This window comes from Amycolatopsis sp. NPDC049253, from assembly GCF_040678995.1.
GTDB lineage: Bacteria > Actinomycetota > Actinomycetes > Mycobacteriales > Pseudonocardiaceae > Amycolatopsis.
Genome location: NZ_JBFAQX010000028.1, coordinates 45,658 through 57,503, shown reverse-complemented (window position 1 = coordinate 57,503; position 11,846 = coordinate 45,658). Strand labels below are relative to the sequence as shown.

At 72.0% G+C, this 11,846-nt stretch carries 13 protein-coding genes; 3 read left to right on the top strand and 10 right to left on the bottom strand.

The window, feature by feature from the left end:
• Positions 1–4: 4 nt before the first annotated feature.
• The 10 genes from AB0K15_RS38515 to AB0K15_RS38470 all read right to left on the bottom strand — a co-directional run bounded on the left by AB0K15_RS38515 (position 5) and on the right by AB0K15_RS38470 (position 10,107).
• The gene (locus AB0K15_RS38515; RefSeq protein ID WP_364062451.1) at positions 5–991 is read right to left on the bottom strand and encodes an ABC transporter permease; all 987 of its coding nucleotides are present in this window, start codon (positions 989–991) and stop codon (positions 5–7) included.
• Positions 988–1,851, bottom strand: a complete 864-nt coding sequence (locus tag AB0K15_RS38510; protein ID WP_364062448.1) for an ABC transporter permease — start codon at positions 1,849–1,851, stop codon at positions 988–990. Before AB0K15_RS38510 ends, AB0K15_RS38515 begins: the two co-directional genes overlap by 4 nt.
• On the bottom strand, positions 1,848–3,608 hold the full coding sequence (locus AB0K15_RS38505) for an ABC transporter ATP-binding protein (protein WP_364062445.1): 1,761 nt from the start codon (positions 3,606–3,608) through the stop codon (positions 1,848–1,850). Before AB0K15_RS38505 ends, AB0K15_RS38510 begins: the two co-directional genes overlap by 4 nt.
• A complete protein-coding gene (locus AB0K15_RS38500; protein WP_364062442.1) occupies positions 3,595–4,494 on the bottom strand; it encodes a polysaccharide deacetylase family protein in 900 nt (299 codons plus the stop codon). The genes AB0K15_RS38505 and AB0K15_RS38500 overlap by 14 nt, the downstream gene beginning before the upstream one ends.
• Positions 4,491–6,002 (bottom strand): amidohydrolase family protein, encoded by a 1,512-nt coding sequence (locus tag AB0K15_RS38495; RefSeq protein WP_364062439.1) that lies wholly within the window; start codon positions 6,000–6,002, stop codon positions 4,491–4,493. Before AB0K15_RS38495 ends, AB0K15_RS38500 begins: the two co-directional genes overlap by 4 nt.
• Positions 5,999–6,676 carry an aspartate/glutamate racemase family protein gene (locus AB0K15_RS38490; RefSeq protein WP_364062436.1) on the bottom strand — a complete coding sequence of 226 codons (678 nt, stop codon included), beginning with the start codon at positions 6,674–6,676 and terminating at the stop codon, positions 5,999–6,001. The genes AB0K15_RS38495 and AB0K15_RS38490 overlap by 4 nt, the downstream gene beginning before the upstream one ends.
• Entirely contained in the window at positions 6,673–7,521 is an 849-nt protein-coding gene (locus AB0K15_RS38485) for a carbohydrate kinase family protein (protein WP_364062433.1), read from the bottom strand. The genes AB0K15_RS38490 and AB0K15_RS38485 overlap by 4 nt, the downstream gene beginning before the upstream one ends.
• On the bottom strand, positions 7,514–8,659 hold the full coding sequence (locus AB0K15_RS38480) for an SIS domain-containing protein (RefSeq protein ID WP_364062430.1): 1,146 nt from the start codon (positions 8,657–8,659) through the stop codon (positions 7,514–7,516). The genes AB0K15_RS38485 and AB0K15_RS38480 overlap by 8 nt, the downstream gene beginning before the upstream one ends.
• 99 nt (positions 8,660–8,758) lie before the next feature.
• Positions 8,759–9,106 carry a hypothetical protein gene (locus AB0K15_RS38475; RefSeq protein WP_364062427.1) on the bottom strand — a complete coding sequence of 116 codons (348 nt, stop codon included), beginning with the start codon at positions 9,104–9,106 and terminating at the stop codon, positions 8,759–8,761.
• A gap of 128 nt (positions 9,107–9,234) precedes the next feature.
• Positions 9,235–10,107, bottom strand: a complete 873-nt coding sequence (locus tag AB0K15_RS38470; RefSeq protein WP_364062424.1) for an alpha/beta fold hydrolase — start codon at positions 10,105–10,107, stop codon at positions 9,235–9,237.
• A 93-nt stretch (positions 10,108–10,200) separates the two neighbouring features.
• On the opposite strand from AB0K15_RS38470, the gene AB0K15_RS38465 reads away from it, so the two are divergent.
• Genes AB0K15_RS38465 through AB0K15_RS38455 form a run of 3 tightly spaced genes read left to right on the top strand, consistent with a single transcriptional unit; the run spans position 10,201 to position 11,845 of the window.
• Complete coding sequence (locus AB0K15_RS38465; protein WP_364062421.1) at positions 10,201–10,701, top strand: CGNR zinc finger domain-containing protein; 501 nt, start codon at positions 10,201–10,203, stop codon at positions 10,699–10,701.
• 24 nt (positions 10,702–10,725) lie between these two features.
• Entirely contained in the window at positions 10,726–11,022 is a 297-nt protein-coding gene (locus tag AB0K15_RS38460) for a cupin domain-containing protein (RefSeq protein ID WP_364062418.1), read from the top strand.
• Between the two features lie 10 nt (positions 11,023–11,032).
• Positions 11,033–11,845 (top strand): MOSC N-terminal beta barrel domain-containing protein, encoded by an 813-nt coding sequence (locus AB0K15_RS38455; protein WP_364062415.1) that lies wholly within the window; start codon positions 11,033–11,035, stop codon positions 11,843–11,845.
• The last annotated feature ends 1 nt before the right edge of the window (position 11,846 follow it).

Here is an 11,846-nt window from a genome sequence, read left to right as displayed (position 1 = left end):
GGGGTCACACGGTGAGCCGGGGGTCCGCCGCGGCCTGAAGCACATCGACGACTGCGTTGACGACGATGTAGACGCCGCCGAGCAGTAGCGTCACCCCGGCGATCGCCGGGAAGTCCGACTGCGGGATGCTCTGCGCGAGGTAGTAGCCGACGCCGGGCCAGGCGAACACGTCCTCCACGATCACCACACCGGCGAACATGAAGCCGAGTTGCAGGCCGGACATCGACAATGCGGCGTCGAGCGAGTTGCGCACCACGTGCCGGCACAGGACACCGCTTTCGCGAATCCCCTTGGCGCGGGCGGTGCGCACGTGGTCCGCGCCATAGACGCTTTCCAGCCCCGAGCGCAAGATGCGGCCGATGCTGATCGCCGGGGCGATCGCGAGGGCCAACCCGGGCAGCAGCAAGTGCCGCAGTCCCACCACGAACCCGGTTCCGTCGCCGTGGAGCAGGCTGTCCAGGAGCACGAACCCGGTGGGTGAGCTGGTGTCGACGCCGCGGCCGGCTTCGGGCAGCCAGTGCAGCCGGCCGTAGAACAACACGATGCCGCCGAGGCCGAGCAGAAACGCCGGCGCGGTCGCCCCGAGCAGCAGCACTCCGCGGTACAGACCGGTGCCGGGCCAGCGCAGCGCGCCGGACAACGCGAACAGCAGGGCCAGCAGCACCGCGAGCACGAAGGAGAACAGGACCAGTTCGGCGGTCGCGGGCAGGAACTGGCCGAGGTCGGTGGTCACCGGCCGGTGCGTGCGCAGCGAGGCCCCGAGGTCACCGTGCACGGCGTTCCACAGGTAGCGCAGGTACTGCTGTGGCCAGGGCTGGTCGAGGCCGAGCTGGTGGCGGGCGGCCGCGACGGCGGCCGGGGAGGCGTTGCCCCCGACGTAGGCGCGTGCCTTGTCACCCGGTGAGATCTGGTCGAGCGCGAAGATCAGCGCGGACAGCACGACCAGCAGCACCGCGGCGGCGCCCACGCGGCGCAGCAGGAACCGGGTCATCGCTCACCTGCCAGGAGATTGCGCAGCGCGTCGCCGCCGAGGTTCGCCACGAGGCTGAGCAGCATCACCGCCAGCCCCGGGATGATCGGGATCCACCACTGCTCCAGCACCAGGTAGAGGCTGCGCTGGACGTCGGCGCCGAGCTCCGGCGCGGGCGCGGCCTGGCCGAGCCCGAGGAAGGACAGGCCCGCCAGCAGCACGACGACGTTGCCGACGTCGAGGCTCGCGGTGACGATCGCGGTCGGCACCACTCCGGGCAGGATGTGCTTGACCACCAAGCGAAACCGGCCCACTCCGGCGAGCCGGGCGGCTTCCACGTGCGGCCGGCTCGCCAGCCCGCGCACCTCTGCCCGGATGATGCGCGCGTAGTAGGGCCACCAGACCACGCAGACCCCGATCAGCGTGTGGATCAGCCCGGGTCCGAGCGCGGCGTTGACCGCGATCGCCACCAGCGCGCCGGGCAGGGCGAGGAACAGGTCCGTGAACCGCATCAGCACGCCGTCGACCCAGCCGCCGAACGCGCCGGCGAGAACGCCGAGCAGGCCGCCGAACAGCAGGCCGATCGCCACGACCACGAGCGCCGAGAACCAGCTCGCCCGCAGGCCGATCAGGGTCCGGCTGAGCAGGTCGCGGCCGAGGTTGTCCGTGCCGAGCAGGTGGTGCGGCGACAGCGGCGGGAGGTTGAGGTCGCCGACCGGCTGGATCGGGTTGTCCGGCGCCAGCACCGAGGCGAACACGGCGACCAGCGTCGTCAGCACCAGCAACCCGACGAGCACCACGTTGCCGACCCGGCCGGCGGGCTGGAACCTGTCCCCGATCGAGAGGGAGAACTTGCGCCGTGGCGCGGAAAGCACGGTCATCGGAGCACCTCCGTGGAGTCGATCCGGGGCACGGCGTCGAGCAGTGCGCGGGTCCGCGGGTCCGTGGGTGCGGTGACGAGGTCGTCCGCATCACCGATCTCCACCAGCTGCCCTTGCGCCATGACCGCGATCCGGTCGCCCATGAGCCGGGCGACCGCGAGGTCGTGCGTGACGAACACGACGGTCATCGCCAGTTCCCGGCGCATCTCGCGGATGAGGTTGAGCACGCTCGCGGCCAGCGAAGCGTCCAGTGCGCTGGTCGGTTCGTCGCACAACAGCACCGTCGGCGGCACGACGACCGCGCGGGCGAGCGCGACGCGCTGACGCTGCCCGCCGGACAGTTCGCCGGGGCGGGCGTCGAGCACCGTTTCGGGCAGGCCCATCGTGGCGAGGATCGCGCGGATCCGGTCGCCGGAGCCGGCTCCGGCGCCGCGCAACCGTTCGCGCAGCAACTCGCCGACGGTGAGCCACGGCGTGAGGGACGAACCGGCGTCCTGGAACACCATCTGCGCCGTGCCCCGCAGCACCGCAGTGCCGCTCGTGGCGTTGGTCAGTCCGGCGAGCACCCGCAGCAACGTCGACTTGCCGGACCCGCTTTCGCCCACGATGGACAGTGCCTCGCCCGCGCGCACGTCGAGATCCACGCCGCGCAACGCGTGCACGGTGTGCTTGGGGCCGAATCCGGACCGGGTGCGGAACTCGCAAGCCAGGTCCCGCACCTTGATGACGGTGTCCGCGGACTCGGCCGAGGACGGCGCGAGCGGAGCCGCCAGTCCGTCGGCGGGAACGACGACGTCGTGGACCTCGGCGGTGTCCCGCCAGCACGCCCGGGTCCGGCCGTCCCCGGCCGGTTCGAGCGGCGGCTGGTCGATCCGGCAGCGGTCGAGCACGAGCGGGCACCGTGTGTGGTACGCGCAGCCGTGCAGGCGATCGGTCACGGGCGCGCTGTCGCCGGGCAGGGTCGGCAGCGAGTCGCGGCGCGGAGTCGAGAGCGACAGGCGCGAGCCGAGCAGGCCCGCGGTGTACGGGTGCGCGGGCCGGTCCAGTAGTTGCGCCGTCGGGCCGAGCTCGGCGACTCGGCCCTGGTACAGCACGGCGATCCGGTCGGTGAGCTGTGCGGCGACCGCGAGGTCGTGGGTGATGAACAGGACGCTGCACCCGAACTGCGCGCGCAGGTCCGCGAGCAGGGCGAGCAGCTGCGCCTGCACGGTGACGTCGAGCGCGGTGGTCGGCTCGTCGGCGACGATCAGCTGGGGCCGCCCGGTCAACGCGATCGCCGCCATCACCCGCTGCCGCAGCCCGCCGGAAAGCTCGTGGGGGAACGCCCGCATGCGCTTGCGCGGTTCGGGCACACCCACCGCCGACAACAGCGAAATCGCCTCGCCGTTGTCACCGGTGAGTTCGGTGATCTGCTTGCCGATCCGCATCGTCGGGTTGAGCGAGGTCATCGGGTCCTGGAAGATCACGCCCAGCCGCGTGCGGCGCGCGGCCCGCAGCTGCGCGGCCGAGCCGTGCAGGATGTCGGTGCCCGCGACGTGCACGGAACCGGTGATCTCCGGGCGGGACGAGCGCGGCAACAGGCCGAGCATCGTCATCGCCAGCACGCTCTTGCCCGACCCGGACTCGCCGACGAGGCCGACGATCTCCCCGGGCGCGATGTCCAGGTCGATCCCGCGCAGGACCGGGCTGCGCGCGCCGCGCCGCCGCAGGGAAACGGTCAGGTCGCGAACGGACGCGACGGTGTCAGGGCCGGGCATGGCTGGCCTCCTCGCTGTGCGGATCCGGGGTCATCGCCGCGAAGGCGCGGTGGATGTGCCGGGGCTGGGTGAACCACACGTCCTCGCCGTGCGCGGCCAGGTGCGCCAGCGCCCGGGTCAGCTGGCGCAGCCGGAACGGCACGCCGGAGATGAACGAGTGCACGACGATGCTCATCACCAGCGGCCGCTCCTCGGCCGCGGCGCGCAGCTCGTCGAACTCGTCGACGATCATGTCGGCGAACTCGGCGGCCGAGGCCTGTCTGCCGATGACCGTGCTGCTGTCGTTGAGCTCCAGCGCGTAGGGAATCGCCAGCAGGGGCCCGCCCGTGGAATCCAGCCACACCGGCTGATCGTCCGGCCGCAGGTCGAGCAGGTAGTGATACCCCGCGCCGGCCAGGAGATCGACGGTGCGCGGGGTGTGTGTCAGCCAGGGGCTCGACCAGCCTCCGGGGCGCTCGCCCTCCTCGGCGTGGATCCGGGCCGCGACCGTGCGCAGGTACTGGCGTTCGGCTTCTTCGGTGAGGCCGGCGAGCGAATCGGAGTTGGTGACGCCGTGGCCGATGATCTCCGCCCCGGCGGCGCGAGCCGCGTCGGTGACCGCCGGAGCGGTGTCGTAGACCATCGTGTTGAGCAGCACCGTCGGCGGTATCCCCAGCCCGCTGAGCCGGTCGAGCAGCCGGAACACGCCGACCCGGTTGCCGTAGTCCCGCCAGGACCGGTTGACCAGGTCCGGATGCGGCACGCCCGGCAGGAGATCCTCGACGTGCCCTTCTCCGAAGCGGTAGTCCTCGACGCCGACCGCGACGTACACCGCGAGCCCGCGGCCGTTCGGCCAGCGCCCGTGCGGGCGGTCGCCGATCGATTTGTAGGAATACCGGTCGCTCATGCTCGTCCCCCAGCCCATCGGTTCAGCCCGACCTCGCGCCGTGCGGCCCGCCGCACCATTTCCTCGTAGGCGGGGCGGAACCGCTCCGCCCCGGCGTGCGCCTCCCGCAGCGCCGGCTGGCGGGCGGCGAACAACTCCCGCGCCTCGGCCAGCAGCGCGTCTTCATCCACAGTGGACACCTGGCCGGCCTCGGCGACCACCCGCCCGTCGACCATCGTGAGGCGCACGCTGCCGCCGGACTCGCAGTACACGAGCTGGCCCCGGATGTCGTTGAGCGGCGTGAAAGCCGGTGCGTGCAGGTCGATCAGCACGAGGTCGGCGAGCCGGCCCGCCTCCACCGCACCGAGCTCGTCGGCCTGCCCCATGGCGCGGGCCCCGCCGGACCACAGGCAATCGAGCACCTCGGCGGCCGAGGGCCACAGGTCGCTGTCAAGGCCGGTTACGTTGTGCACGAGCCCGGCCGCGCGCACGACGCTCCACATGTCCACCGCGTCGTTGCAGATCGCCTCGTCGACACCGAGCCCGATCGGGATCCCGCGGCGGCGGATCTCGCGGAAGGGCATGATGCCGCTGCCGAGGCGGAGGTTGCTGACCGGGTTGTGGGCGACCGTCGCACCGGCCTCGGCGATCAGGTCGAGATCGGCGCCGTCGACCCAGACGGCGTGGATGACGTTCGTGCGCTCGGTCAGCAGCCCGAGGTCCGCCGTGTAGCGCACGAGCGACCGGCCGGCGAACCGCGGCTGCTCGGTCGCCAGGACCCGTTGCACCTTCGTTTCCAGCATGTGCACGAACATCGGCACGTCGTGCCGCTCGCCCAGCTCCGCCAGCGCCGCGAAGTACTCAGGGCTGACGCGTTGCGGCGCCGAGACCGAGACGGCGCCGCGCAGGCGGCCGTCGGCTGCTCCGTGCCAGGTCCGGAACAGGTGGTCGTAGCGCCCGAGCAGCTCGGTCCGGCCCATCGGGGCGGGTGCGTGGATCGCCGCGGCCAGTTCCGGACCGGCGAGCTCGGCCAGGAACGGCAGCTTGTCGGCCTCCGGCAGTTCCGGCTGGTCCAGCGCGACCGTCGCGCGGATCCCGGCGTCGGCGTAGGCGGACATGATCGCGTCGATGATGTCCGGTTCGGGCGCGGGCATCACGAAGGCGTCGTCCTGCACCGACGTCGTGCCGGTGCGCAGCATCTCCAGCGCGCCCAGCATGGTCCGCAGGTAGGCCTCGCGCGGCGACGGGCGCAACGCCTCGTCGGCGGGCGATTCGTAGAGCATGAACAGCTCGAGCGGCAGGCTCGGCAGCATCCCCTTGAGGTGGTTGGCCGGGGAGTGGAAGTGGGCGTTGACGAGACCGGGCGCGAGCAGGTGGTGGCCGCGGCCGTTGATGACCCGCGCACCCGGCGGGGCCACGAGCCCGTCCCCGATGGCGGCGATCCGCTGCCCGCGCACGAGCACGTCCGTCGGAGTCGAGATCGTTTCGGCGCCGTAGACGAGCACGCCGGTGAACAGGACGTCGGTCATGGCCGCCGCCGCTTCGCGAGCCCTTGCGCCAGCAGGCCTTCGACCATCGTCACCGCTGCCGACACGCCCTCGATGACGGGGACACCCAGCCGTTGCTCCAGGGGCGCGACGAGGTCGGCGAGGCCCGCACAGCCCAGCACGACAGCCTCGGCCGCGTCCTGCTGGAGGCCGAGACTGGCTTCCGCGGCAACGGCTTCCAGCTCGTGCAGCGAACCTTCGGCGATGTCGGCGACCGGCACGTCGATGGCCCGGACCGTGCAGCGGTGGGCCAGGCCGGTCTCCCGGAGCACGCGCTCGGACATCTCCCGGGTCCGGCGCGGCAGGGTGACGATGGTGAACCGGGGTGCGACGAGAGCGGCGGTGAACAGGGCGGCTTCGGTCATCCCGACGACGGGACCCCGCGCCAGCTCGCGCGCCGCCGCCACGCCGGTGTCACCGAAGCAGGCGACGACGTAACCGTCCACACCGGACTTCTCGCCGGCGCGGACCTGGTCGAGCACGCCCACGGCGCCCCAGACCTCCTCGACGTGGCTCTCCACCGACGGCACACCCTCGGTGGGGGTGCCGCCGACGAGCTTCGTGCCTGTCGTGGCCACCGCACCCGCCGCCGCCACGACGGTGTCGGTCATCGCGCGAGTGGTGTTCGGGTTGATGACCATGATCGTCCGGCTCATCGCGCCACCACCGCGTCGAGCAGCGGTGTCACGCCGGGGCCGCGGACGGCGAGCGCGGCGACCCGCACGGCCGCGCGAGCGGCGGCGACCGCATCACCGGTTGCCAGGTGCACGGCCGCGAACGCACCGCAGAACGAGTCTCCCGCGCCGGTGGGGTCCACCGCTTCGGCGGGCTCCGCCGCCACCTCGGTGACCACGCCGTGCTCGAGGACGACACAGCCTCGCTCGGCGAGCTTCACGACGACCACCGGGCAGTCGAAGGACCGGGCGGCGGCGATCGGATCGGTGGTGCCGGCGAGGTGGGTCGCCTCGACTTCGCTGGGCAGAAACACGTCGCACTCGGCGGCCAGAGCCCGCAGTTCGGTCTCGTGCCCGGCGAGGTAGTCCTCCTGCAGGTCCAGGTAGAGCTTCGCGGTGCTGTGCGCACGCAGCCACGGCACCAGCGACAGCTGGGCGCGCAAGCTCATCGCCAGCACGAGGATCCCGCGCGCGGCCAGGACGTGGCCGGGCACGTCGGCCGGGTGGACGGACATCCGGTCGAAATGCGCCTCGCCGTGCACGAGGTCCCACGAGCGGCTGCCGTCGGCCGCGTAGTGGATGGTGTTGCGCACGGTCGGCAGGTCACGCCGAGGCTGGTCGAGCGACAGGCCCGCCGCGGCGAGCCGGGCGGACAACGCGGCAGGCAGGTCGGCCCCGATCGGCGCGAGCCACTCGGCGTCGCCCCCGGCGAGACGGGCGGCCAGCGTGGCGAAAACCGCGTCACCGCCGAGCGCTTCGGTCCGCGTGCCGTCCGGCTGCGCCGACTCGTCGATGGTCAGGTTGCCGACGCACACGAGGTCACTCATCGGCGGCCGCCTCGAACTTCCGCACGGCGAGGTGGTAGCCGACCAGCTGCGCGGGCAGGAAGTAGAGCAGCGGGCTGAGTTCCTCACTCACCTCGGGCAGGTGCAGCACCGCGCGCGCCAAGCCGTCGTAGGAGGTTTCGCCGTCGGTGGTCACTGCGTAGACGTGCCCGCCGAGCCGGTGCGCCTCGTGCACGGTGTCCACACCGCGCGCGGTGGCCCGGCCCGAGGGCACCAGCAGCCACAGCGGTTCGCCGGCCTTCTGCGAGTTGTAGTGGTGGAACTCCTCCAGCTGGACCGCGACCGCGTGGTCGGGAGTGCACTCCTTGACCTTGGCGGCGCCGACCACGGCGGAAGCGTGGTTGGGCCCCGCTCCGGCGAACAGGAACATGCGGCCGTGGTGTTCGCCGGCGGCCTGCCCGGCGATGGCTTCGCCGGCCCGGTCGATCGTGGTGGCCATCAGCTCCGGCACGGTGTCCAATTCGGACAGCAGGGACGCTCCGCGGGCCCCGCCGACGAGCCCGGCCAAGCGCAGCAGCAACGCCAGCGGAGCGGTCGAGGACTGGGTCGGCCAGCCGACGCGGGTGGCGTCCACGAACAGGGTCGCGGTCGATTCGGCGGCGAGCGTGGAGGCCGGTTTGTTGGTCAGGGCGAGCGTCATCGCGCCGGCCGCCTGGGCGAGCAGCAGCGCCTGCACGGTGCGGGTCGTCTCGCCCGAGCTGGACAGCGCGACGACGAGCGTCCGCGGGGTGATGGTGTTCGCGTAGTAGAAGGCGAGCTCGAGGCTCTGCATCGGCTCGCACGGCACGCCGAGCATGGCTTCGAGCGCCGGCCGGGCGGCGATCATGACGGCGAGTGAGTCCCCGGCACCGACGAGCAACACCCGCTCGGGGTCGTGCCTGCGGATGCGGTCGGCTGTCTCAGCCAGGGCGTCCGCGTTGGCCGCCCAGTTCCGCACGACGACGTCGGGCTGCGCGAGCAGCTCCGGCCACGTCGCGTCGGTGCGGAACCGGCGGTTCGGGTCGAGCGGGTCGTCGCTGGGCAGCGCGAGCGCGGCCGCCCGCTCGGCGGCGTCGAGGCGGGCGAGCAGGTCCTGGGCACGTTCGTCCAGCACCGGCTGGACCGTCGAGTTCGCGTTCATCGGGCCGAACGGTATACAGTTTGTGTTTCAGGCATGCGACATCGTGTTGCTTACGCATGACTTCGCACCCTGGATCGCGAGTTATGAGTCAAACAGTATTCAATCCACGAACAGCGGGGCCGCGAGCCAGCCCAGTGACAGGCGGCCCGGGAAGGTGCCGGCGAGCCACCGCCCGTGCCGCTCCGGCGGTATGAGGACGTCGGCGTTCCCGCGGTCCGGGCGAGCCACGTGCCGTCCGACGTAGCCCGCCTCCGGGTGACACATGCCGTCCAGGAAGTCCCCACGGTGCGCCGGGACTTCTCCGCAGAGAGCCCATGTCGATGCGGGCCGGTTCGCGGGCGGCATCGGCAGCGGCGCTGTCTCGACGCCGGCGAGGCCGCTGAGCACGGTGCCGAAGCTCTCGTCGGCCCGCGGCTCGGCACCCGCGCTGTCGGTCAGCACGACCACTGCCAGACCTGCCTTCGCGACGGGGATGGCGCCGCGAAGGCAGGTGCGGCCCGGAAGGAGCCGGAGGTGGGGTGGAGACCAGAGACGCGAAGAGGAGGTCCGAAACCCCGCAACGCACCGAAGAACCGTCAGTTGCCGACCGTCACGCGGCCCAGGAAGTCGCGGATGTGGGCCGCGACCTCGTCTCCCGCGCTCTCCAGGAGGAAGTGGCCGCCGTCGAGGAGGTGGATTTCGGCGTTGGGCACGTCGGTGGCGAAGGCGGTGGCGCCGTCCGGGCCGAAGATCGGGTCGTTCTTGCCCCAGACCGCGAGGACGGGCGGCTGGGTCTTGCGCAGGTACTCGTGCAGCGCGGGGTACAGCGGCGGGTTGGTGGCGTAGTCGCGGAAGAGCGCGAGCTGGATCTCGTCGTTGCCCGGGCGCGAAAGCAGGGCGAAGTCGTGGTTCCAGGTGTCGGGGCTGACGAGGGTCTCGTCGGGGACGCCGGTGACGTACTGCCACTTCGTCAGGTCGAGGCTGAGCGCGTTGCGGATGCCGGCCTCGGTTTCGGCGTTCTGCTCGGCCTGGTAGTCCCACACGACCTTCCAGAACCCCTCGACGAAACCGGCGTCGTAACCGTTGCCGTTCTGCGTGATGATCGCCGTGATGGCGTCGGGGTTCGCGAGCGCGAGGCGCCAGCCGATGGGGGCACCGTAGTCCTGCACGTAGATCGCGTAGCGGGTGACGCCGAGCTGGCGCAGCAGGCCGGCCGTGAGGTCCGTCAGCGCCTCGAAGGTGTAGTCGAAATCGCCGGCCGAAGGCGCGTCGGACAGGCCGAAACCGAGGTGGTCGGGCGCGATCACGTGGTAACGGTCGGCCAGCGCCGGGATCAGGTTCCGGAACATGAACGAGCTGGTCGGGAAGCCGTGCAGCAGCACGACCACGGGGGCGTCCGCGGGCCCGGCCTCGCGGTAGAAGAGCTGCCGGCCGTCGACGGTCGCGTAGCGGTGATGAACAGCGGTCATGACGTCTAACTCCTAACGCATCTTTTGTTGGTTAGGACTCAAACAGGGTCCACCTAACTTGTCAAGCCCGAGTTTGCCGGTTAGCCTGACCTGGTGACCGACGAGAAGCTGCTGCTCGACCTGCTGAACACCACCCCGGTGGTCGACGGGACGCCGCACGACGAGCTCGCCGACGCCGACCTGGGCCGCGAGTGGCTCGCCGCCCACGGGCAGCCGGCGTCCGCGCAGGAGTGGCGCGCGCTGGTCGACGTGCGCACGGCGTTGCAGGACGTCGTGCGCGGAGACGCGGAGCCGGAAGCCCTGGCCCCCTTCGTCGACGGCCTCGGCTACCGCGCGGTCTTCGACGACGGCGGCATCAAGTGGGACCTCGACACGGCGTCCGGCCGTGCGGCGGCCTCCCGCGCGGTGCTGGCCTGGGACACGCTGCGCCACGCGAGCCCCGGCCGGCTTCGGCCGTGCGCGAACCCGGAGTGCCGTCTGTTCCTCATCGACCACAGCAAGCCGAACACCGCCCGCTGGTGCTCGATGGCCGTGTGCGGCAACCGCATGAAGGCCCGCCGCCACTACCAGCGCACCCGCCAGGCCGGCGCGTGAGCGGCCGCCGGGCGGTGTCCGACCATGCGTGACGGCAGCGGGCCGCGCGCCGCCAGCGCGGTGGTCGGGCTCGCGCCGCCGCCCGGCAGGAGAACCGGCGCGGTGCACCACACCGGCGAGGAATGGCTCCACGTCCGCAGCGGCGCCGTCGTGCTGCTCCTGGGCGACGAGGAGATCGCGCTCAACGGCGGCGACTCCGTCCGGTTCGACTCCGGCAGCACGCATCGGCTGCACAACACGTCCGCCCGGGCCGCGCGGGTGCTGATCTGCTCGACCGCTTCGGCCGTCCACCATCCCGTGTCCGGTTCCGATCACCCCTGAGGAGGCAGACGTGCGTGTAGTCGCGCTGCGGCGTTACCCGGTGAAATCCATGCTCGGCGAGGAAGTCACCGAAGCACGGGTCGGCGCCGCCGGTCTCGACGGCGACCGCACGCTCGCCGTGATCGACTCCGACACCGGCTTCGTCGCGACGGCGAAGCACCCACGCCTGTGGCGCCGGCTCCTGGAGCTCGCGGCCGAGACCGACGGCCGGGTGTTCATCACCTTCCCCGACGGCACCAAACTCGCCGCCGACGACCCCGAAGCGGGCTCGCGCCTGTCGGACCTGCTGGGCCGCGCGATCACGGTGTCCGGGATCCGGCCCGACGGCGCGTCCGTGGAGCGCCCGGCACCGGAAGACGTGCTCGACAACGGCGTGAGCGCCGTGGTTCCGGCGCAAACCCTGCAGATCGGCCAGGGCACGCCCGGCCACAACTTCGTGGACCACTCCCCGATCCACCTCATCAGCACGGCGACGCTGGACCACCTCGACACCGAGGCCGTCCGGTACCGGCCGAACCTCGTCATCGCGACACCGCCCGGCACCGACGCGTTCGTCGAGAACCACTGGCTGGGCAAGGAAATCCAGTTCGGTGAGGCCGGCACGGGTGCGCGGCTGCGCGTCACCCTGCCGACCCCGCGGTGCGCCGTGCCGTCGCTCGCCCACGGCACGCTGCCGCGCAACCCGCAAGCCGTGCGGGCGGTGATGGCGGGCAACCGCGTCGACGTCGCCGGGCTCGGCAAGGCCATGCCGTGCGCGGGCGTGTACGCCGAGGTCGTCCGGCCGGGCACGGTCCACCTGGACGACCCGATCACCCTGGCCTGAC

Coding starts and splice junctions, on each gene's coding strand:
- AB0K15_RS38515 (WP_364062451.1), bottom strand. CDS start 991: ATGACCCGGTTCCTGCTGCGCCGCGTGGGCGCCGCCGCGGTGCTGCTG.
- AB0K15_RS38510 (WP_364062448.1), bottom strand. CDS start 1,851: ATGACCGTGCTTTCCGCGCCACGGCGCAAGTTCTCCCTCTCGATCGGG.
- AB0K15_RS38505 (WP_364062445.1), bottom strand. CDS start 3,608: ATGCCCGGCCCTGACACCGTCGCGTCCGTTCGCGACCTGACCGTTTCC.
- AB0K15_RS38500 (WP_364062442.1), bottom strand. CDS start 4,494: ATGAGCGACCGGTATTCCTACAAATCGATCGGCGACCGCCCGCACGGG.
- AB0K15_RS38495 (WP_364062439.1), bottom strand. CDS start 6,002: ATGACCGACGTCCTGTTCACCGGCGTGCTCGTCTACGGCGCCGAAACG.
- AB0K15_RS38490 (WP_364062436.1), bottom strand. CDS start 6,676: ATGAGCCGGACGATCATGGTCATCAACCCGAACACCACTCGCGCGATG.
- AB0K15_RS38485 (WP_364062433.1), bottom strand. CDS start 7,521: ATGAGTGACCTCGTGTGCGTCGGCAACCTGACCATCGACGAGTCGGCG.
- AB0K15_RS38480 (WP_364062430.1), bottom strand. CDS start 8,659: ATGAACGCGAACTCGACGGTCCAGCCGGTGCTGGACGAACGTGCCCAG.
- AB0K15_RS38470 (WP_364062424.1), bottom strand. CDS start 10,107: ATGACCGCTGTTCATCACCGCTACGCGACCGTCGACGGCCGGCAGCTC.
- AB0K15_RS38460 (WP_364062418.1), top strand. CDS start 10,726: ATGCGTGACGGCAGCGGGCCGCGCGCCGCCAGCGCGGTGGTCGGGCTC.